Origin of the sequence: Romboutsia sp. 1001713B170207_170306_H8 (genome assembly GCF_015550495.1) — a bacterium.
Taxonomy (GTDB): Bacteria; Bacillota; Clostridia; order Peptostreptococcales; family Peptostreptococcaceae; genus Romboutsia_E.
On sequence record NZ_JADNAX010000003.1, the window covers coordinates 201,437 to 224,484 of the forward strand.

Sequence of the window (23,048 nt, forward strand, 5' to 3'; positions counted from 1 at the left end):
AACATTTTATTATCATATATTTTTGTATTTATCCTTTGAATTATATCCAAATTTGTATTTATTTACTCAAAGAATAATATTTTAATTTTATTGATGAAAGATACATTATCTACATCATTTGCACTAACTATATTTACACTACCTAATATGTCTCCATTATTTGTGTAGTATTTTATTACACCTAGCACATCACCTTTTTTAATAGGATAAGTTATTTCTTTAAATGTAACTTGAGATTTTAAATTTTCTTCTTTGTTTATTACTGCATATACTTCATCTTCTGCTACTAAAGTTACTTCAAGGTCATTTATTTTCTTTATATATCTTTTCCCAATTAAAGTTCCTTTTTGTAGTAAAGTTTCACTTTTAAAATCATTCTTAGCATAATCTAACATTGATATTGCAGCTGAAATTCTTTTGTCTTTATGATTAGCACCAAGAACTACACCTATAACTCTTCTGTCTCTTTCATTATCTTCATTTTTATTTATTTTCATTGAAAATGCTAAACAATATCCAGCATTTCCTGTATACCCAGTTTTTATTCCATCTACTTCAGGTATTATTCTAAGTAATGCATTTGTGTTATTTTTTACAAATCCTCTTTTAGGATTTGAGTAAGTTGACATATCAGTAATTGATGTTACTTGTTTTTCATAATGATCAAACATATATTTTGCTAAAATTGATATATCTCTTGCTGTTGATATATTTTGCATTGGTTGAGCTTTTGGATCACTCAAACTATATATAGGTAGTCCATTAGGATTTACAAAGTAAGTATTTACCATGCCAAGTTCTTTTGCTCTTTTGTTCATTCTTTGAACGAATGCTTTTTCATCTTTACAAATGTGTCTTGCTATACCAATAGATGCATCATTACCAGATACTATCATAAGACCTTTCATAAGCTCAATTAAAGGAACTTCTTCTCCTTCTTTTAAGTGATAGCTTGAGCCTCTTACTTTAGCTATATTTTTATCAATTTTGACTATATCATTTGCATTTACTTCTTTATTTTCTATAGCCTCTATTGCAATTAAAAAAGTCATCATTTTACTTAAACTAGCTAAAGGTCTTTTTGCATCAGGTTCTTTTTCATATAAAACTCTGCCTGTATCTTGGTCTATTAAGATTGATGATTTTGAATACTTATCTATCTTATCTAAAGCATAAACGTTTGTAGGAGTTACAAATGTCAAGATGATTATAAGTATTAGTAATTTTTGTGCTCCCTTTTTCAAAGATCTCACCTTCTCAGATTTAATAAGTCTATCTTATTTTTTGCCTTATAAGTAAAATTTATATCAGTAATTATTTACTAACTTACCTTATCATCCTTTTTATTACCAATGATGCCCATGTAGAACCTATTGTTACACCTGCAAAAGCTTCTATACAGACTAGTATTTTTCCAAAGAATGTACTAACTGTTAAATCTCCATAACCTAATGTGGTAAATGTTACCGTGCTAAAATACCATAAATCTAAATATATATCCAACACGTCTTTTATTGAATAGTTTTTTATATTATTTAAGTCTATACCTATAAATATCCCCTTAGAGTTTTTAACCCCACAAAACATATATAAAAAAGTAAACATGCTAATTACAATTACAGTGGTTACTAATAGCCTCAGTGGTTTTTCTCCATATCCTATTGTATATTTAGATAAATTATCAAAAAATTTTTCATTTAAATATTCACTATACTTAGGATAGTCACTGCTTTTCATTATTTTACTGGCATAATTTCTTTCATTATAATAATAGTATCCTATTCTTTCATTATCACCAATTATATTAGCTTGCGTTCTAGCTATTCTATAATTTATTTTTCCATATAAAGCATGTGCTTTTGAATATTTAACATACCTTAATACTAATTTTGTACATGGACTAAAAATTATACCTTCTAATCGAGGTAAGTTTTTTACACTTGTTATTACAAATGCTTGTCCGTTAAAATGTACCTTTTCAAAGGCTTTATTGGCTATGTATTTTTTATTAAACTTAGTTTTATTAAGTTCTAAATTTTCTTGGAAAATTGAACTTTCAAGAGTTGTATACCCTCTAAAATCAGTATAATTTAAAGTAAGGTTTTTTTTAAAATTATACTGATTTAAAAATACCTTTTTCTTAAATATTGCTTCGTCAAAGTTTAGTTTTAAATAATCATATTTAATTACGTCTCTTATAATAAAATCATCTTCAAATACAAATCCTCTAAAGTCACTTATCTTTTCTTTCATTATCAAATATATAAATAATGAATTTTCCTCTCTATTTTTATTTTCTTTATGAAATATACAATATCCAGATGCATCTGCTTTTCTACAACATTTTAATCCTTGATTATGAACAGATGTCCACTTACATTCATTCACACAAAAAACCTCCAGACAACTTACTATATCAGTAATTAGTTTGGAGGTTATTAAAATATTTATTCATTGTTGTATATCCTTATATATTAGAATAGTAAATCTCTTTTTACACATAATACTGATATAGCCTATTAAAGCTCTTTAATACTTAGCATGTATTCTCAACAGCTGATCCCAGTTCATTAAAGACCTCCTTTATAAAATAGCAACTAAATGTTGCTATTTTATTTTTTACATATATAGCTATATAGCTTCATAGTAATTAAACCTAATATAAATAATACACTTAAAAACCATATAATAAAGCTTATATACGGTATTAGTAATAAAACTTTAATTATTAATATACCTAATAAAACTTGAAGTATTGGATTTTGTTTTGATAAAATTAATTGGCCTAAAATTATACCTAAAATAACTGGGCATAAGTATATTATTATTCCATATAAAATTAAGATTATTATACCAACGGGTACACATATAACGCTAATAATAAGAAGTAATGATAGTATTGGCATTATAATAAGTACAGCTAATCCTATTAATAAATATTTATAAGATTTACTTAATTTTCTATCAAATCCAAACAATGACTTATTAAGTAATACATATAAAATTAATCCAGTTATTATAGCTGCAACTAAGCTTATCAAAAAATCTACTATATTTGATTTAGTAAATATACCTTCTTCTTCATTATTAGTTGTAATTTTTTCATAGTCTATATCTGACATAGACATTTTTGAATTTAAATTTGGTTCATTAGATGATTTAACCTTAATATTACCTTTAACCACTGCATTTTCTGTAAAAGTTATATTTTCACAATCCACATTTAAATTTCCATTCACAGTACCATCTATTACTATAGTTTGTGCACTTGCATAAAAGTCATTAGTTTCACCTTTAAAACTTATATCACTTGCTGCTAAATATATTGCATTGGCATTAGTCTTATCCCCTATATTAATACTTTCACCTGCTACAGTTATATTTTTAGTTCTACCTACATCTATATTTACTGTCTGACTTGCAGTTCTTATATTTCCTTTTACTTCACTTGATTGTATATTAATGTCTCTACCTGCACTTATAATATCTCCGCCTATAATATTGCCTATACTTATACTATTTCCAAATGTATAAACATCACCATCTACATCTTTATTTACAGCTATGTTACTATCACATGAAAATAAATTTGATGATGTAGTTGTATCTTCTGCAAAAGCAACAATACTAAACATAAGAATTACAATAGTAGTAAAAATACAAATAATCCTTTTTTTCATAATAGCCCTCCATATAAATATTTGCTTTCTATAGAGAGTCTATTATTATAACTTCTAAGTTATGCTATAGTTCTATTTCAAATACTTCATTTTCTTTATTTATTTTAACAACTCTATCTTTATATGAACTTGCCATATCCATTTCTTTTAACTTATCTATAATGCTATATGTTCTCCAAAAATGCATTGGAAAAGCATATTTAGTATCCGTCATATTCATAAATTCATTAAATCCTAAATAGAATTGCTCTCCTTGTCTAGAATCAAGAGGTAAAAATGCAACATCTACTTTTTTATCCTTTAATTTTTTCATTTCATATTTGAACCTATCTCCTGCATCCTTATTTTGAGCATCAGTATTTTCCCCTTCCCAGTGCCACCAATTTAAGTCACCCGCATGATATAGAGTTTTTCCATCTAACGTAATAATAAATGCAACTCCTAAATCTGTAGACTCTAATGTTCTTATTCTTAATCTATCTACTTCTATATCTTCATTTGGACCTACAAAAACTGTGTTTTCTGATTTTCTACAGTTTATATCATTAGAAAGAATATATTTAATATTTTTATACTCTTTTTCTAAATCGAATATAATTGAATTAAAGTGATCATGATGCTGATGACTTGAAAATACGTATAATTTTTTATCTTTATCAAATTTAGGTAAATCCCCTTTAAAATAATCAAATAGTAATGTAACTTTATCTAATTCTACACTAAAGCAACTATGATGAATGTATGTTATCTTCACTTTTATTCCTCCTCTTAATTAAAAATAGATTGCCTCAATTTTTAACATTTTAATAGTTACTTTGAGACAATCTTTTCTGTTTACATATATTCTTCTGTATCCTCTGGTAATCCTTTACGTCTTAATTTGCCTTCTATAACTTCTTTTATTATAGAATAAATTATAGCAAATAAAGGTACTCCTATTACCATACCTACAATTCCAAAGAACTTACCTGCTACTAATAATGCAAATAATATCCAGAATGCAGATATTCCAATTGAATCTCCTAATATTTTAGGACCTATTATATTCCCATCTATTTGCTGTATTACTAATATTATTAATAAAAACCATACAGCCTTTATAGGTGAAACAAATAGTATTATTATAGCTGATGGTATTGCACCAAAGAATGGTCCAAAAAATGGTATTATATTAGTTATACCTATTATAACTGATATTAATGTTGAATAAGGCATTTTAAAGATATTTAACACAATAAATGTTAAAACTCCTATTATAGCTGAATCTATTATTTTTCCACTTAAAAACCTACCAAAGGTATAATTACTTCTACTTACCAATTCAAAAACTCTATTAGCTACCCTTTCTGAAGATATAGCATATACTATTTTCTTTCCTACTCCATAGAATCTTTCTTTATCTATTAATAAGTAAGATGATACTATTAATCCTAGTATTATATTCCAAATACTTGATGCTATATTAACAACCCAATTTCCTAATATAGGTAATAAATCTGTTGCAAATTGTATTATATAGTTAACAATTTCAGTTAATTTTTCATTTGCAATATCAAAGTACTTAGGCTCTAAGTTTAAATTTTTCATTATATCTTCAAGTAATACTGTAAGATTATTTAAATATGATGGTATATTATTAACTAATCCAACTATACTTTCTATTACCTGAGGTACAACGAAGTTCATAAATAAGTATATAATTAAAAAAGCAGTTATATAAGTTAAAAGTAAACAAGTACTTCTTCTAACTTTCTTACTCATACTTTTAAATCCATCAATGTTTTCTATCTTTTCTTCATAAAATTTTAATATAAAATTTAATAAGTAGGCAATTACAAATCCTATAATAAATGGTTGTAAAATACCTATAACTTCACCTATTTTACCTGTAAATACTTTAAGTTGAGAACTTATAAGATAAAATACTATACTACAGCAAACAACTATAAATGCATATACAGAAATTGTTGTGTACTTTTCATTCCAGTTAACCTTCATTTATCTTCTCCTTACTTAAATTAGACTTATATAAATCCTATAACTAACATAATCACTAATAATATTGTAGCTACACTCATAAGTAGCTTTTTATTTATGTGATTACTTGTATAAATCTCTATTTCCTCTTCCTCTTCAAACTCCTCATTAACATCTTCCAATTGGGTACTTTTATATACTATATCACTTAATTCAACTAATACTTCTTGAGCTGAATTATATTTTTCATCTCTACTTAATAATTTCTTAGTTATCCTTATAATTTCCTCTAAGTCTTCATCGTAATATAAAAGACTCCATTTCACACCTTTATCAACACTCTTTAGCATTTCTTTATCATTATAATCATTTCCAAAAGGAAGTTCTCTAAACATCATTTCAAATAAGATTATACCTAATGAAAAGAAATCACTCTCTTTATCTGTGTAATCTATGTTTAGCTGATGAGGACATAAATAACTTAATTCTTTATCTAATCGTAAGTGTACTCCTTTATTTGCCTTAGTCATACCAAAATCAAATATTTTTATATTTTGATCTTCATCAATTAATATATTATTTGGGTTAAGACTTCCATGATATAAATTATTTCTATTTGCTATTTCTAAAGATTTTATTAGCTTCATAGCTATATTAGCTATAGTAATTTTATCTAATATATTATTGTAAATAAAACTTTTTAGTGTTTGTCCCCTGAAGTGTTCACTAACTATATAATAATATACATCATATTCAGAACAATGTATATCTATATGTAATAAATTACTAATATGATCGGAGTCTATTTGATTTAAAACTGTCGCCTCATCTATCAAATCAGGAATGAATCCCTTACTTAATGTCTCTACATTATTTATAAGCTTTAAATAAACTAAATTATTATAATAGGTATCTCTAGCCTCATATAATTTCCCCACTTCTATTTCTCCATTATAATTTAAAATATCATACCTATTTCCTACAAATTGCATTATCTTTTCCTCCAAATAAATCTTAAAACTCCATATAAATCTATTATAGCAATTTTGTTACATGTTTTACCATTTAATTTACAAAGTTTTTATTTATTTGTAAAAATAAAAAGGTTGATGACTCATTATTAATTTTATCATCAACCTTTTATATTTTTATTTTTTATATACGCTTGTTGCTATGTATTCTGTTTTTAATTGTTTACCATTAGAATCTTTAAATACTCTATATGTTTTAGCACCCATATTAAAGTTTTCTAACTTTATTTCTATATTTTGCTTATCTTGTGAATTTCCATAAATTTGACAAGTAACAGTTCCACCACTTACATAACTTTTTACATATATAGGATGGTCATATGGATTAGAGAACTTTAAATCACTTCCACTATCATTCACCATTGCATCCTTACCTCTTGGAGCATAGTTTGAAGTTATTGAGTGATTCTTAACTTGCTCTATAGTTAGTCCAGAATATAAAACTGCATTGTACAAAGTAGTAGATGTCTGACATACTCCACCACCTGGTGCATCTTTAAGATCCCCACCTATTATTACTGGAGCATTATAAAAACCATTAGCTAATGTTCTTATACCAGTTTGTTCATTATAAGAATATGTTTCACCAGGCATAAGAAGTACATCACTTATTCTTTGAGCAGAAACTCTAATGTTACCGGCTCTACCTGAGTGACTAGAACTAAATGTTGTACTATGCTCTGCTAATAATGTATCTACACTTTGAGCCATTGCTGTAGTTATATTTGGCTGTACATCGTTTACCTTTAAGCTAACTTGTCCATATTTTCTACTATTAATAGCTTCATATATAGCTTCTTTATTTGCAGCTACATCAAACTCCTTACCTATTAATGATGGAGTAACACTAAAACTACCACCTGATATGTATAACTTAGCATTTTTTACAGGTACATTAACCTTACTAGCTATACTATCTATAACTTCACTTAACTTAGCTTCATCAAAAGAACTTGTTAATGTGTATTCTTGCTTTGATTTATCTAGTTGAAATAATCTTTTTACATTTTCAAAATATGAGTCCGTTTTAGTATAGTTATATGCATTATTTACAACTTCTTCAATATTATACTTAAGGTTTATATCCTCAGGTACTACATCAAAACTTTCATTATTATAAGTTAAAGATAAACTCTCTGGCTTATATTTTTCATTAACTAAAGCTATTGCTTCTTCTTTTGTCATTAATGAGATATTTACACCCTCTACAAAAATGTTATTAGCTATTTTTCCATTATACATGTAATTATTGTTAAATGAATATATCATATAGCCTCCAATTATAGCTACTAATATACCTATTGTAATGTATATTTTCAATTTAGCATTATTATGTCTGGCTATACTTTCTTCAACAATAACTTCACTATTCATCACTCCACCCCCACTTACTACAAAATATAGTATATAACTAAGTACATTTTAATATAATTTAAATAACTTTAACAATATTTAGGTGGAATATGTAACTTTATTGTTACCCTTTTCTAAATTGTACAAATTATTGGATAATGATCTGATAAATTTATTTTATCTACAATATAACTTTTTGGAGTGTATCTTTTATCTACAAATATATAGTCTATTCTAACATTATATTTAGGAAGAGTTTCTTCACCATGTTTTTTTAAATAAACAGCACTATCATAATATGAATTTAAATATATATTTTTTTCATTAAAATCACCACATATTATGCTCGAACCTATAAATCTATTTTTTAAACTAAGTATCTCTAATATCTGTATATTTCTTTCCTCTTTATCTAACCCTAAATGTGTATTAATTATATTAATATTTTCTTCATCACTAATATCTATAGTTATAGCTAGTGCTCCTCTTTGTTCCTTTTTACTAGTTAATAAAAAATTATTGCTACCTTTAATTTTATACTTAGAAAAAGTACATACACCATACTTCATAGTTTTATTGTTTACATTAGCTGCAAACACTCCATCAATTTCTAAATCTGATTTTATCTTTACAAATTGATGATATAAAACTTCCTGTAAGCATATAATGTCACACTCTAGATTTTTTAAATATTTGATAATCTCTTTTAAAGTAGGTATTTTTTTTATATCGCTACCTTTGTGTATATTGTAAGACACTATTTTCATAACTTATCACTCCTAAAAAAACCTAGCTTATCTACATTATGTATAAAGCTAGGTTTATATATCTATATATAAATTATTATTAATGGCGTATCTCTCTTTTTATCTTAATAAATCTTCCTTCACTTGCTTCAAATATAAATCCAAATTTATTATATATCTCTTCTAATTGAATTAAAGTAACTTCTCCATTTTTTAAGTTAGCAACTGTTATATCTTGAATATTTTTAACTGTTCTCATTTGTATATCCCACTCCTTAAATTTAATTCTTTATAGTCTATATATATTTATGTATCAATTACTTTATTACAAAATTTATAAATATTTTTTTATTTTATTTTGTCGAACATTCGTTCTGTTTTTATTATATACGAACAGCTGTTCGTTTTCAATACGTAAAATTAATTTTTTTAATTTTATTTTTTATTTATTGTAGATTTTAAGTATATTAAATACTACCATTTAAGATATTATCAAAATTTACCAGGATTAATATCTTAATATATAAAGTCAAAATTAAATTTTTATATAAAAGGGGGTAATAAATATGAGTTTAAATTCAACACCTCAATCCGTTAGAGTACATATTGGATTATTTGGAAAAAGAAATGCAGGTAAGTCAAGTGTAATTAATGCAATAACAAATCAAAACGCTGCAATAGTATCAAATGTTGCAGGAACTACTACTGATCCAGTCTTTAGACCTATGGAAATTCTACCTATCGGACCTTGTGTTCTTATTGATACTGCTGGACTTGATGATATAGGAGAATTAGGTGAACTTAGAGTAAATAAATCCTTAGATGTTTTGGATAAAACTGATGTTGCCTTATTAGTAGTAGACTCTACTATAGGCATAGGAGAAGAAGATTTATCTTTAATTGAAAAATTTAAAGATAAAAAAATACCACATATCTTAGTTTTAAATAAGATAGATATGCTAAACAATGAAAATAATGTCTTAGAAGAAAGTAAAAAACTAGCCAAATGTCCTATAGTGTGCGTATCTACTATTAACAATGTTGGTATAGATAAGTTAAAAGAATGTATAATATCTAATACCAAAGAAGAAAGTACTGAGTTTAGATTAGTTGGTGATTTAATAAATGAAAATGACTTCATAGTCTTAGTTATACCTATAGATAAAGCTGCTCCAAAAGGAAGGCTTATACTTCCTCAACAACAAGTCATAAGAGACATACTAGATAGTGGTGCTATGGCTATTATAACTAAGGAAACTACTTTAAAAGAAACCTTAGCTAATCTAAATCAAAAACCAACCTTAGTTATAACAGATTCTCAAGCTTTTGAAAGAGTTTCAAAAGATACTCCAAAAGATATTCCATTAACTTCATTTTCCATACTGTTCGCAAGACAAAAAGGAGATCTTTATGAGTTAGTTAAAGGTGCTCATGCTATAGATAATTTAAAATATGGAGATAAAATACTTATTGCAGAAGGATGTACTCATCATAGACAAAGCGATGATATTGGAACTTATAAGATCCCTAAATGGTTAAAAGAAAAAACAAAAAAAGATCTTAATTTTGAATTTACTTCTGGAGTAACATTTACAGATGATGTAAATAAGTATTCTCTTATAATACATTGTGGTGGCTGCATGATGAATAGAACTGCTATGATGAGTAGAATAGAAAAAGCAAAAGAGCTAAATGTTCCAATAGTAAATTATGGTGTATTAATAGCTTATTTGCAAGGCATTTTAGATAGATCTTTATATCCTCTTAAAGAAAAAGAGTTATCACTTGATTAAATATTATTTTATTTTTTCTTAAATTTACATTTTTATACTTTTATCCTGTTTGTAATTGTATTTTTTTAAACTTTCATAAATTTTCTTGTATTATATTGCATAATTATGATTATTATATAATATTGGTATTTCAAATACTTTATAGTATGATTATTTATATAGAAATTAATAAAAACTTAAGGGGAGTTTAAAAGGGGGTAACAGTTTGAAATCTTCTAACATCAATAAAAATACAATTCATTTTAAAAGTAAAAAAGAAGAACTAAAAAATCTAAATAAAATCCATAACAGTAAAAAAGATTATTTACGATTTTATAAAGAACACGATAACTCACATAAAGTTCTTCAGTATCCTAGCAGAAGAAAAAAAGGAGTAAAGAAATTCAATAAAGTAAAAGAGTATTTCAATAAAAACAAGTATACTAAAGTTATTCTTTGCGTAATACTTTTTATAGGTTTATTATTTATCGCAGATAAAATTCTGCTTAATAACAATGATTCATCTAAATCTCAGAATACTTTTACTTCAGAAAATATTAATGTTGCTAAATCTAAGGCATCCACTTACTCCTCAATAATAGAACAAACAGTAAAAAAGTATGCAGGAATAAACTATAAAGTTACAACAGAAGATATGCATAAAAACGGAAATACTGTTTATGCAACTGGATATTTTCAGCATCCTTCTGAGGGAGAAATTTATTTTGATATAATATTAGAAAATAATAATCCTTCTTCTCTTGTTATTAACGGAGAAGAATATATAGATTAAAATAAAACGGTTAAAATAATTAGAATATTCTAATTATTTTAACCGTTTTATTAATTTACGCTTGGACTGTTAAGACTTCTAAGGATTTACTTTTCTTTTTAATAAACTTTAAAGAAAACGTTATCTGACAAGCTTCTTCTGTACCTTCTTGAAGTACTAGTGCAACTCTTTGTAATAGTTTAATAGCTTCATCATAGCTCATATAATCTTCATTTGCCGTTGCATTTATCATTATTTTTTCTGGATGTTCATAACTTCCTTTACATATTCTATGTTTTACTAGTTTTATTTTCATATCATCTTCCGAGCTTTTTTCATTTATTTTGATTATACTCATTTCAACATCTTGTTCTCCAGAAAAAATCCACTTCATATCTTCATAGTCAACATTTAAACTACATGTAGACATTAAATTATCTATAAATAAATCTATTATAGAATGAATTATATAATAATCATCAATTTTATCATTTAGATATTTTATATTTCCAAAAACTTTATTATTTGAAATGTTTATAGTTGGACCTATCATATTGTTAACTTTCTTCATAAAAAACTTATAATTAATATTTTGATTATCTTGAGTATTTATAATTATTGGAATTACAAGTATATTGCTTTTCTTGGCCATTTTACCTAACTCTATAAGTATATGAACAGAGGTTAAGTCACATATATCACATGTAATAAAAACTATTTTTTCTTTTTCTATTATTTTATATATAATTTCTTTATTTCTATTTATAATGTCTGTTATTTGAAAAAAATCTACCTTAGACAAGTCCTTATCTTTATTATATAGATTTTTTATTATCAACCTTTCACTTACTTTTTCATCTATATTAGTATCTTTTATGTCTATTGCACAGAGCTTTATATATTTTTTATTATCATGAGATAACTTATTTACTATGTCTATTCCTTTTACACCCACTCCTATAAACTTAATATCATTTAAACTGTTAATTCCCATAATTAACGACACCTCTATATTATTTTTCATCACCTAACATTTCAATTAATTCATTGTAAATACCTTCTGCACTTCCTTGCATTGTAAAACCGGTAAAAGTTATATTATCAGTACTTTCTACTATAATTCTAATTAATTTACCTCGCTTTATATCATCTAATGTTTTAGCTTCCAATCTTCCTTCATCTGTAGAGTAGTCTATTATTATCTCATTCATTTTTAAATAATAAATAGTATCTAAAACCTCTCTTCTTTCATAATCACTTAGATTTTCATCTATAATTTTTTCATCATCTATTATATAAAGTCTAACTGAGTTTTCAGGGTGATTTGAGATCTCTTTAATAAGGTCCTTAAATTCTTCTACTGAGAAAGACTTGGCATTATACTTTTCCTTTAATGTTTTGTCTAGTTCATCTAGAGTATATGCTTTTTTCTTAAACATAGTTTACCCTCCTTATATTAGAAGTATATTATTTTGTCTTATCTTTTAGCATTTGTTTTAAGTATTTAAGCCCTTCATTTCTATTCTTGTGATTCATATTTGGGAATGCCTTTAAAATCCTTCTTTGAACTTTTGATTTTTTCTTTATATTGACTAGTTTAGAGTAAATATCATTAATTTTAAACTTTAATTTATCATCTTTTTGTCTAAAATTATAAATAGATTTGAGTATATTTTCTTCGGTAAATTTTTCTGATTTTACATGTATGTTTATTTTTTTTAGATCTTCTAAAGCTTCTTCTAATCTTTCTAACTTATAACGCAACTTATTTAAAGAATTTAAAGTTATTGAAATGTCTATAATTATATATAATATTAATAAAAATACTAATATATATAAATAATTTATATTTATGTCGTCTACAAATTCCACTACCATAGGATGAATAATTTCCATTAATACTACACTCATCATTCCAAATAATATAGAATTTTTTAAACATACCCTTCCATTAATATTAAACATTCTATTTGAGTAATCCCACCAAGTACTATGAAATAAAAATTCTAATATAACACTTGTTACATATTCTAAAATTGACGTCATTATAAGTCCCATTGTAAAAACTATGGCCCAGTCTCCTATATAATCATTTAATAAAAAAATTATAAATAATGCTCCAAATCCATATATTGGACATATAGGACCATTAAGAAATCCTCTATTAACCACTTTCTTATCTCCAAATGAGCAATAAATACACTCACAACACCATCCAAAGAAAGCATATAAAAAAAAATACAGTATGTATTTACATAAATATATCATCAAATATCTCTCCTATATCTGTATACTTTTATTATACAACATTATTTATCATTACGCTTTACTAAAATCATTTTCCTATATTAATTGAGGTTTATAAAAATTAAATGCGACTCTATATTGTCGCATCTAAATTTATAGTTATTTATTTTTTACTAACATTATCTTTAACTGCTTTGCCTACATTTTTACCAGTTTTATAAGTTTCTTTAACTACTCCACCTACACCTTTAATAGCATCTTTACCTACATTTCCTACAGTATCAATTACTTCTTTACCTACATTTCCTACACCATTTACTAATTCTTTACCTACATCAGTAACAGGTTTAGTAACTTTTTTAACACTTTTTTTTGCTTTATCTTTCATATTATAGAGCATCTCCTTTATATAATATTTAGATGTATAGGTATTTATACTACCTATAATATAATATGTCATAAATTGTAATTAGTTACTAATTTCTAAGTTAACGTATATATCTATGGCTTAATATAAAATGCACATATAAAAAGATATGCTCAAAATAAATTTAAATAACCATTTATTTGAGCATATCCTCTTATCATTCTTTTTATTTACTTAAACAAGCTATACCTAAAACATCAGGACCAGAGTGACAAGCAACACATGACCCTATTTGAATTGAATAAACATTTCTAGGATTTAACTTTTCCTTAACTCTTTCAATAAATTGATCTCTAAGGTCTAAGTCATCATTATATGCAACATAAACATCTATATCAGAAAAATCTCCTGAAACTTCTTCACTTAATTTTTCCATAAGACCTGACATAATCTTTTTACTTCCTCTTACTTGAGACTTTTGCTTAACTAAACCATCTTCTATTTTTAAAATTGGCTTTATATTAAGTAAAGTTCCTACAGCAGCCTTTGCACCAGATATTCTTCCACCTTTATGTAAATGATCTAATGCATCAACTGAGAAGTAAACTTGAACCTTCTCTTTTAATTCTTCTAATTTTTCAATTATTTCTTCTACAGACTTTCCTTCATTAGCCATTATAGCAGCTTCCTTAGCAAGCATACCTCCACCTATACATAAACTATAAGTATCAAATATATAAAGAGGTCCTTCTATATCACTTTTAGCAAGCATTGCAGATTGATATGTTCCAGAACTTACTGATGATCCTGCTAAATATAGTACAGTTTTTCCTTCATTTATATATTTATTAAATACTTCACTAAATGTAGCGTATGTTATTTGTGAAGTCTTAGGTATTTCTTTAGATTCTCTTAACATCTTATAGAATTCATCACCATTTAAATCTACACCTGCTTTATATTCTTTTTCATTAAATATTATAGTTGCAGGCAGTACATCTATGTCATACTTATCAACTATATCTTGTGGCACATCATTCATAGTATCACATATTATTTTTATATTATTCATATCCTAAACTCCCTCTACGAATTAATTTATATTTTATTTAAAGCATGTAAGTCCTATAAAACCAGGCCCTGAGTGTGAACACATTGGAGGATTTATAGTTATCTCAATTAATTCTTTTGGGTTTAATTCTCTTAAAACCGCTTCTTTTAATTGTTCTCTTTCTTCTAAATTGTCTCCACAACCTATAGCTACAACTTTATCGCTAAAGTCCTCACCACATACTTCTTTAGTTCTCTTTATTATCGTAGGTATTATTTTCTTATTACCTCTAACTTGACCTTCTTGGAATATTAATCCATCCTTTACAGTAAGCATTGGTCTTAGACTTAACATATTACCTACTAAGGCCTTACCATTAGATATTCTTCCACCTTTTCTAAGATACTCTAATGAGTTCATAGACATAGATACGAAAACTCTATCCCTTAACTTTTCTAATTCATTTAAAACTTCGTCTAAACTAGAACCATCTTCTATCATTCTAGCTGCACTCAAAACTAACATTCCACATCCAAAACTAATACTCATACTATCAAATATATGAATCTCACCATATACATCTTTACTAGCAAGAACTGCAGATTGATACGTACCTGATGATTTAGAAGAACCTGCTATATATAAAACAGTACTTCCATCAGATACAAGTCTATCAAATATTTCTTTAAAGTCAATATAAGTAGCCTGAGAAGTCTTCGGCATATCCTTAGCTTCTCTCATCATAACATAGAATTCTTCATCTGTTATATCAACATCTTTGTACTCTTTTCCATCAATATTAATAGTTAAAGGAACTATTTCTATATTATATTGCCTGGCTAACTCTCTTGGCATATTTGCAATGCCATCACAAACAACCTTAATCTTGTTATTTATCATTTTTTATCAACCTCTATAATTATCTAAATTTATTTTATAAACACATTTTAATTATAACATAAATAAATTTAGATAAATATATAAAATAATGTAAATCAAACTCCGAAATTGTCGAATTTTTTAACTATATCTTACAAGTTTCTACTACACTTTTAACTAGGCTATAAGTTAAATCTGCAATTTCTTCTGATGATTCTATACAACCACCTTTCATCCAGTTCTTTAGAATACCTATATATCCACTTTTAAAGAAAGAATATACGTATGCTAGATTATTTATTCTGCCTTCACATCTTTCCCTAAGTTGATCTTTTATATTATTTTCAACTAGTTCTTCTAACTTAAATAAAAAATTGATATCTCCATTTTTACTAAAAATGCACTTACAAAACTCATAATTATTTTTTATTACATTACACATATCTTCAATAAATCCATGAACATTATCTGAAATATCAGCTATTCTTGGCTCTTTAGTAAGATGTATTTGTATTGTATATAGAAATTCTTTATAAAGTTCATCTTCTAGCTTAGATAACATATCCGGTATATCAGAGTAATAATTATAGAATGTTGATCTGTTTAAATCAGCAGTAGAAACTAGTTCTTTTACTGTAATATTATTTACTGACTTTTTACTCATCAGTTCTATTAAGCTATTTTTTAATGATTCCTTTGATTTTCTAATTCTACGATCTTTTTTTGTATCCATGATTTCATCCATTAATATTGTTCCTTTCGTGTACATATCCAACATTCATCAATAAAAATGTCGGTTATCATACATTTTTGTTTTTTTTAATGATTGAATAGTACTTCGTATAAAATTATAATTCATATTATAACGAAAAACAACACCATGTTGTTTATAATTTAAAATTAAAAACTAAATATTGAGAAAGGTGTGTAAGTATGCTAAAAAAAGAATGGAAAAATCTAATTAACAACAAATTCCTAATTGTAGCACTTATAGCTATAGTAACAATACCTACAATATATTCAACTTTATTTTTAAGTTCTATGTGGGATCCATATGGTAAGGTTAGTAATCTTCCTGTTGCTATAGTAAATAATGATAAACCTACTAATTACGAAGATAAGAAAATAAATGTAGGAGAAAAATTAGTTGATAGTTTAAAGGATAATGACTCATTAGCATTTAATTTTGTTGATGAAGATACAGCTATGAAAGGATTAGAGAATGGTACTTACTATATGGTAATTACAATACCTAAAAACTTTTCAGAAAATGCTATTACTTTACTAGATAAAAATCCTGAGAAAATGGTATTAGAATATGCTACAAACCCAGGTAAAAATTATATTGCTAGTAAAATGAGCCAAAGTGCATTATCTAAGATTCAAAAAACTATATCTGAGACTGTAACTGAGTCTTATGCAAATGTAGTTTTCGATCAATTTGAAACTTTAGGTGATGGATTACAAGAAGCAGCTGATGGTTCTTTAGAGCTTAAAGATGGATTAGTTAAATTAGAAGATGGTGGTACTAAGATAAGTAATGGATTAGGTACATTATCTGATAGTATGTTAACTTTCACTGATGGTACAACAACATTATCACAAGGGCTTAATACATACTTAAGCGGAGTTGAGTCTATAAACGATGCATCTAAAAAATTAGCTAGTGGAGCATCTCAATTAGCAGAAGGTGCTAATAAATTAAACTCGGCAGTTGCTAATATATCTATTCCTAATATTTCTTTAAGTGAGGAACAACAAAACACATTAATGAGTACTGCAGCTTCTAGTACTTCTGGTTATGCTAGCAAATTATCTTCAGGTATAGGTAGTGCTGTTAGTAATAATGTAAGCTCTACTTTAACATCTAAAGATACTATATCTGCAGTTTCTGCTAAAGTACTTAGCGATGGTAATATAATTCAAATGATTAATGCTCTTCAATCAGTAGGATATACTAAAGAGCAAGCACAAACTTTAGTTGTTGGAATTATATCTAATACTTTAAACGGTGTATCATCTAATATTACTGCTGATTCTATTACTAATGCAATTTCACCAACAGTTTCAAGTACTATAAGTCAAATTGCAGGAGGAGCAGCACAAAAGGGAGCATTAGCAGTTGTTGATCAAGTAAATTCAAATCTTTCTTCATATGAAGAAATGTTTGCTACATTAAAAACATCTACTAAGACTCTTTCAGATGGATTAAACACTTTAAGTTCTGGTGCTAATGAATTGAATGCAGGAGCTGGCAAACTTGTTGCTAATAACTCTGCTTTAAAACAAGGTGTAGCATCACTTTCAGATGGTTCTAATAAAATATCATCTGGTGTTAAAGAATTATATGCAGGTTCATTAACTTTAAAAGATGGGTTAAAAACTGCATCTGAAGGAACTGATACTTTACAATCAAGTTTAGCTGACGGAGCAGATACTTTAAATGATAAACTTTCTAATGTAAGTGATAATACATCAGAAATGTTCTCAGCACCTGTAAGCAGCAACGAAACTCAAATAACTAAAGTAGCAGATAATGGGCATGCAATGGCAGCATATATGATGGTTGTTGGACTTTGGGTTGGATGTATGGCATTCTGTACGATGTATCCATTAACTCAAGGAATTTCAAAAACAAAATCAGGATTTAGATTATGGTTAGGCAAAGCAAGTATAATGTATCCAGTTGCTATAATAGCTTCAATGGTAATGTTAACAGCACTACACTACTTCGATGGATTTAGTCCTGTTGACTTAAATAAAACTATATTAGTAGCAGCTATAACTTCAATTACATTTATGAGTATAATATACTTAATTAGTATAGTATTTGGAAAAGTTGGTCAATTTATAACACTAGTATTAATGGTTATACAATTATCAGGTTCTACTGGTACTTACCCTGTAGAATTATCTGGAGATTTCGTAGCTAAGATAACAAGCTATCTTCCATTTACTCATGCAGTATCAGCATTCAGAAGTACAATCTCTGGAGGAACTAGTATAAACACTAACTTAAGATTCTTAGGTACTCTAAGTATAGTTTTAATAATATTAACAATAATATTCCTAGAATTCAAAGCAAGATCAAGCAAAGAAAACTCTTCTTTAGACAACTTATCTGACGAATTCGCAGTATAAAAAAAAGAACCGCAAAGCGGTTCTTTTTTATTAAATTCAGTTATTATATATCTCTTCTATTCTCTATATCTTTCCAGTCAACTTTGTAAGCAGTAGGAGATGTAGTATATAAATTACAATACATTAGCAGCATCTTTTAGCTGCATGAATTGTAATTTATATACACATCTCCCTGCAACAAAACTTTACTCTTCTTCGTCTTCCATATAATCTTCTACTTCAAATCCACATTCAGGACATTTGTATGTATCAAGAACGTAGTGATAATCTTCTCTTATTTCATTTTCACTACCTTCATTTATTATTTCAAAATCATTTCCTTCTTCATGATCTATTAAGTCCATAACTTCTATTATACATTTAGGACAATACATTGTTGCCATAGTTTTACCTCCACTAAATAGTTTATTTAAATAAAAATATATTTTTAATATATTTTTATATTATTTTCTTCTCCATATTTTAATATACTGTTGTACTCTTTTTTTATGCTGTCAATTGCATTTTCAAATCCACTTATTAAATTATTTAAATATGAATTTAAATTATCATAATCATTCATAACATGATTACAAATATTTTTATCTATAAGGCCGTTATCAGCCATTTGGGAAATTATATTGTATATTTTTTCTTTTGAGAATGCATCCTTATAATGTCTTTTTTCAGTAAGAGCACAAAATATATCACATACTGAGATAATTCTATCTCCTATAGATAGTTCACTTGAATCTATTCCTATTGGATATCCACTACCATCTAACTTTTCATGATGATTGCATGCCATAGATATTATATCTTTATCTATATTAGCTTCTTCTAAAAGCTGTCTTGTAAATAACACATGCCTTTTCATCAATTCAAATTCTTCAAAGGTTAGGGGACCTTCTTTTTCTAATATATACTTTGGTATACCAACCTTACCTAAATCATGAAGATATGAAGATATTTCTATTTTCATAATATCCTCATCTTTAAGTCCCAAGCTCTTACTTACCTTTTTTGCTAAGAAAGCTACACTTATAGTATGTAGTGCTGTTTCATAACTATATAAATCTACACCAAGTGGTATTAAGGTTAGATATTCAGTTGCTTGTTCTACTTTTATATATGAGTTATTAACTACTTGATTTATTTCTTTTTTATATTCCCCACTTATTATATTATCAATAAGATTTTCATTTGATATTAAATCCATTAATATTTCAAAATGAACTGGATTAAAATCTTCTTTATTAATACTTTTTATTTTATTTATTATTTCTTCCTTATTATAATCCTCATTATTGCAGATTAGAGATATTTTATCTCCTAAAGATATTAAAAAAGCATCATCTGGAACTGGTATATCTTTAATAATTTTATCATTAAAATTTTTATAAGAACAATGATGATATAAAATAGTACTAGCACAATTACTAAGCCCCTTACTATGTTTAAGAAGCACATAACCATAATATGAATGTCTGTTACTATCTTTATATCTAAACCTGTCAATACAATCAATATTTTCTGTTTTATATGCCCCTAAATCATGTATTTCTCCTGTTATTATTAAATAGTAAAGTTGCTTTTTACTATACCCTAGTTTTTCACCTATTTTATAAGATATATATGCAACTTCTTTTCCATGTTCAACTATCTCTGGTTTTATTAATTTCATAATACCTTGAACTATACTAAGTAAGTCTAATACGCTAATAAGCTCCATTATTAAACTCTCCCTTTGATTATCATTCTAATTTATATTATAGTATAAATTTCGATCAGTTTCTATTTTTTTATTTTTAAAATATTATTTTATAATCTTTTTTATAATAAGTTCATATATTTTTATTTTATATTTCTATGTAATAACATAAAAAATAAGAGGTATGCTCTATAGCATACCTCTTATTTTTTCTATTATTATATTGTTGATATTTCTAAATAAGATTTTAAATTTTTATTAAATACATCTAGTATATAACATGCTGAAGCTGCACCTGGGTCCATATGTCCTATAGCTCTTTCTCCTAGCCTCATTGCTCTTCCTTTTGTTGCAACTATATCAATAGTAGACTTTGCTCCTTCATTTGCAGATTTCACAAAATTTTCAAAGCACTCTTCTACTTCCAATCCTTCTTCTATTGATTTTGTAAATTCATCTAAAGCTGGTCTTAGCGCATCAACCATTGTTTTTTCTCCAACAACAGCCTTACCCCTTGATTCTATCGCCTCTATACCCATTTTAAACATTTGATAAAATTCATTAAAATCAACTTCATTTTTATTAGCTGCTGGTACGCCAAATTTCATAAAGAAACTTCCATACAAAGGTCCAGAAGAACCTCCTACTTTTGAAAGTAAACTCATTCCAACTTTTTTAAATAAAGAAGTTATATCTAAGTCTTCCCATGTTGAAAGCTGTTTAGAAACTTCTCTAAATCCTATATTTAAGTTTATGCCATGATCTCCATCTCCTATTTCAGAGTCTAACTTTGTAAAATATTCATTTTTTTCTTCAGCCATTTGAACTAAATCTTTTATTACTTTTATAAAATAGTTTTTATCTAAACTAATATTAGTCATAATACCTAACTCCCCTTATTTACATTTTACAAAAACATTTTCCCTTATAATATTATTTTATTGTAAAATACGGAGTATCACATGGATAATCCATAGCTTCTTTTAATTCATCATCTAACTTTAATAAAGTTACAGACATTCCACACATATCCATAGATGATGCGTATGTTCCTACTAAAGATTTATATACTTTTATACCTTTTTCTTCTAATATATCATGTACTTTTCTATAGCATACATGTAAATCCATAAGTGGTGTTCCACCTAAACCATTAACTAAAACATAGACTTCATCTCCATTTTCATATGGTAAGTCTGGTAATATATTATCCATAATTTCAGTCATTACTTCATCAGCTGGGCGTAATTTTTCTCTTTTTATTCCCGGTTCACCATGTATACCCATTCCTATTTCCATATCTCCTTCTTCCATTTCAAAGATAGTGTTTCCAGTAACAGGTAATGTAGATGAAGACATTGCAACACCCATTGATCTGCAATTAGCATTTGTTTTTTGAGCTATATATTTAACTTCATCTAAATCTTTTCCCATAGCAGCTGCTGCGGATGCTGTTTTAAATACAAATAAATCTCCTGCAACACCACGTCTATTTTCTATATCTTTAGAAGATACACAATCATCAGTTACAAGAACTGTTTCAACTCTTATACCATCATCTTGTGCCATTTCTGCACCCATATCAAAGTTCATTACATCCCCTGCATAGTTACCATACATATATAAGCAACCTTTTCCACTATCAACAGCTTTAACTGCATTGTAACAAGGCTCTGGTGATGGAGATGTATTTATATTTCCTATTACTGCTGCATCAGCAAAATTTTCCCCAACATATCCTAAAAATAAAGGTTCGTGACCACTTCCTCCACCTATTACTATTCCGACTTTATCTTTTTTAGGTGCTTCATTATAAACTACTACTCTTTTATCATTTTCTAAAAGATGAACTGTATCTTTATGCGCTTTTTCATATCCTTCTAACATTTCTTCAACTATATCATATGGATCATTAAATAATCTTCTCATTTTTCCCCCTAAATTTATTAATTATATTTAATCTTTAATTTATAAGATAATTGATAAAGCTGTTCCTGCTATTATGCCACCTATTATAGTTCCAAATATTGTTGGAACACATTTTTTTAAACTACCACCATTCATTGTTGAGAATGTAAGGCCTCCAAAACATGCAGCAATTGCCATATCCATCCATATTCCTCCACCTTGATGCACTAAATTTATTCCATGATTTAAGGCCCAAGTAGTTCCAACAAGTGTACCTGCTGCAACCCATCCTCCTATTGGTCCAAAATTATCAACTAATTTACCCCAAACAAAGTTACATAAAAAAGCAAATACAATTCCTCCTAATATTGTAGTAAACATAAATTGTATAGTCATTATAATACCCCCACTATATTTTTATAATATATTTTATT

24 protein-coding genes are annotated in these 23,048 nt (G+C 26.8%); 3 read left to right on the forward strand and 21 right to left on the reverse strand.

Annotated elements, in window-relative coordinates; translation table 11 throughout:
- Positions 1-62: 62 nt before the first annotated feature.
- The 9 genes from I2A66_RS07995 to I2A66_RS08035 form a co-directional block, all read right to left on the reverse strand.
- Complete coding sequence (locus I2A66_RS07995; RefSeq protein ID WP_164488973.1) at positions 63-1,244, reverse strand: D-alanyl-D-alanine carboxypeptidase family protein; 1,182 nt, start codon at positions 1,242-1,244, stop codon at positions 63-65.
- Between the two features lie 82 nt (positions 1,245-1,326).
- Complete coding sequence (locus tag I2A66_RS17500; RefSeq protein WP_147515929.1) at positions 1,327-2,388, reverse strand: potassium channel family protein; 1,062 nt, start codon at positions 2,386-2,388, stop codon at positions 1,327-1,329.
- 224 nt (positions 2,389-2,612) lie between these two features.
- Positions 2,613-3,680 carry a polymer-forming cytoskeletal protein gene (locus I2A66_RS08005; RefSeq protein WP_195251393.1) on the reverse strand — a complete coding sequence of 356 codons (1,068 nt, stop codon included), beginning with the start codon at positions 3,678-3,680 and terminating at the stop codon, positions 2,613-2,615.
- A 64-nt stretch (positions 3,681-3,744) separates the two neighbouring features.
- On the reverse strand, positions 3,745-4,434 hold the full coding sequence (locus tag I2A66_RS08010) for an MBL fold metallo-hydrolase (protein ID WP_195251395.1): 690 nt from the start codon (positions 4,432-4,434) through the stop codon (positions 3,745-3,747).
- 80 nt (positions 4,435-4,514) lie between these two features.
- Positions 4,515-5,678 carry an AI-2E family transporter gene (locus tag I2A66_RS08015; RefSeq protein WP_122638813.1) on the reverse strand — a complete coding sequence of 388 codons (1,164 nt, stop codon included), beginning with the start codon at positions 5,676-5,678 and terminating at the stop codon, positions 4,515-4,517.
- A gap of 26 nt (positions 5,679-5,704) precedes the next feature.
- Positions 5,705-6,649 carry a protein kinase domain-containing protein gene (locus tag I2A66_RS08020; RefSeq protein ID WP_122638812.1) on the reverse strand — a complete coding sequence of 315 codons (945 nt, stop codon included), beginning with the start codon at positions 6,647-6,649 and terminating at the stop codon, positions 5,705-5,707.
- 156 nt (positions 6,650-6,805) lie between these two features.
- Entirely contained in the window at positions 6,806-8,062 is a 1,257-nt protein-coding gene (locus I2A66_RS08025) for a VanW family protein (protein WP_147515926.1), read from the reverse strand.
- Positions 8,063-8,175: 113 nt separating this feature from the next.
- Complete coding sequence (locus I2A66_RS08030) at positions 8,176-8,808, reverse strand: endonuclease/exonuclease/phosphatase family protein (RefSeq protein WP_122638810.1); 633 nt, start codon at positions 8,806-8,808, stop codon at positions 8,176-8,178.
- Positions 8,809-8,887: 79 nt separating this feature from the next.
- The gene (locus I2A66_RS08035; RefSeq protein WP_164488972.1) at positions 8,888-9,046 is read right to left on the reverse strand and encodes a hypothetical protein; all 159 of its coding nucleotides are present in this window, start codon (positions 9,044-9,046) and stop codon (positions 8,888-8,890) included.
- Positions 9,047-9,353: 307 nt separating this feature from the next.
- Between I2A66_RS08035 and hydF the strand changes: the two genes are divergently transcribed.
- Positions 9,354-10,580, forward strand: a complete 1,227-nt coding sequence (gene hydF / locus I2A66_RS08040; RefSeq protein WP_195251397.1) for a [FeFe] hydrogenase H-cluster maturation GTPase HydF — start codon at positions 9,354-9,356, stop codon at positions 10,578-10,580.
- A gap of 205 nt (positions 10,581-10,785) precedes the next feature.
- Positions 10,786-11,352: a hypothetical protein gene (locus I2A66_RS08045; RefSeq protein WP_122638808.1), complete on the forward strand. Its 567-nt coding sequence runs from the start codon at positions 10,786-10,788 to the stop codon at positions 11,350-11,352.
- Positions 11,353-11,407: 55 nt separating this feature from the next.
- Here the strand turns inward: I2A66_RS08045 and I2A66_RS08050 are convergent, their stop codons facing one another.
- From I2A66_RS08050 to I2A66_RS08080, 7 genes are all read right to left on the reverse strand, one after another.
- On the reverse strand, positions 11,408-12,325 hold the full coding sequence (locus I2A66_RS08050; RefSeq protein ID WP_147515924.1) for a hypothetical protein: 918 nt from the start codon (positions 12,323-12,325) through the stop codon (positions 11,408-11,410).
- A gap of 19 nt (positions 12,326-12,344) precedes the next feature.
- Complete coding sequence (locus tag I2A66_RS08055) at positions 12,345-12,770, reverse strand: hypothetical protein (RefSeq protein ID WP_122638806.1); 426 nt, start codon at positions 12,768-12,770, stop codon at positions 12,345-12,347.
- Between the two features lie 28 nt (positions 12,771-12,798).
- Positions 12,799-13,599, reverse strand: a complete 801-nt coding sequence (locus I2A66_RS08060; protein WP_195251399.1) for a putative ABC transporter permease — start codon at positions 13,597-13,599, stop codon at positions 12,799-12,801.
- A 142-nt stretch (positions 13,600-13,741) separates the two neighbouring features.
- Positions 13,742-13,966 carry a hypothetical protein gene (locus I2A66_RS08065; protein ID WP_122638804.1) on the reverse strand — a complete coding sequence of 75 codons (225 nt, stop codon included), beginning with the start codon at positions 13,964-13,966 and terminating at the stop codon, positions 13,742-13,744.
- Positions 13,967-14,171: 205 nt separating this feature from the next.
- The gene (locus I2A66_RS08070; protein WP_122638803.1) at positions 14,172-15,017 is read right to left on the reverse strand and encodes a DegV family protein; all 846 of its coding nucleotides are present in this window, start codon (positions 15,015-15,017) and stop codon (positions 14,172-14,174) included.
- A 33-nt stretch (positions 15,018-15,050) separates the two neighbouring features.
- Positions 15,051-15,896 (reverse strand): DegV family protein, encoded by an 846-nt coding sequence (locus tag I2A66_RS08075; RefSeq protein WP_122638802.1) that lies wholly within the window; start codon positions 15,894-15,896, stop codon positions 15,051-15,053.
- Positions 15,897-16,020: 124 nt separating this feature from the next.
- Entirely contained in the window at positions 16,021-16,608 is a 588-nt protein-coding gene (locus I2A66_RS08080) for a TetR/AcrR family transcriptional regulator (RefSeq protein ID WP_207734753.1), read from the reverse strand.
- A gap of 200 nt (positions 16,609-16,808) precedes the next feature.
- Here I2A66_RS08080 and I2A66_RS08085 point away from each other — a divergent pair, with 200 nt between their 5' ends.
- Positions 16,809-19,016, forward strand: a complete 2,208-nt coding sequence (locus I2A66_RS08085) for a YhgE/Pip domain-containing protein (protein WP_122638800.1) — start codon at positions 16,809-16,811, stop codon at positions 19,014-19,016.
- A 185-nt stretch (positions 19,017-19,201) separates the two neighbouring features.
- Here I2A66_RS08085 and I2A66_RS08090 read toward each other — a convergent pair whose 3' ends face one another.
- The 5 genes from I2A66_RS08090 to I2A66_RS08110 form a co-directional block, all read right to left on the reverse strand.
- On the reverse strand, positions 19,202-19,399 hold the full coding sequence (locus I2A66_RS08090; protein ID WP_122638799.1) for a hypothetical protein: 198 nt from the start codon (positions 19,397-19,399) through the stop codon (positions 19,202-19,204).
- Positions 19,400-19,443: 44 nt separating this feature from the next.
- On the reverse strand, positions 19,444-20,727 hold the full coding sequence (locus I2A66_RS08095; protein ID WP_122638798.1) for an HD domain-containing phosphohydrolase: 1,284 nt from the start codon (positions 20,725-20,727) through the stop codon (positions 19,444-19,446).
- A 197-nt stretch (positions 20,728-20,924) separates the two neighbouring features.
- On the reverse strand, positions 20,925-21,587 hold the full coding sequence (dhaL, locus tag I2A66_RS08100) for a dihydroxyacetone kinase subunit DhaL (protein WP_122638797.1): 663 nt from the start codon (positions 21,585-21,587) through the stop codon (positions 20,925-20,927).
- Between the two features lie 52 nt (positions 21,588-21,639).
- Positions 21,640-22,635, reverse strand: a complete 996-nt coding sequence (locus I2A66_RS08105; protein ID WP_147515922.1) for a dihydroxyacetone kinase subunit DhaK — start codon at positions 22,633-22,635, stop codon at positions 21,640-21,642.
- A 39-nt stretch (positions 22,636-22,674) separates the two neighbouring features.
- Positions 22,675-23,010, reverse strand: coding sequence for a Lin0368 family putative glycerol transporter subunit (locus I2A66_RS08110; RefSeq protein WP_122638795.1), 336 nt, complete (start codon positions 23,008-23,010; stop codon positions 22,675-22,677).
- Positions 23,011-23,048 lie beyond the last annotated feature (38 nt).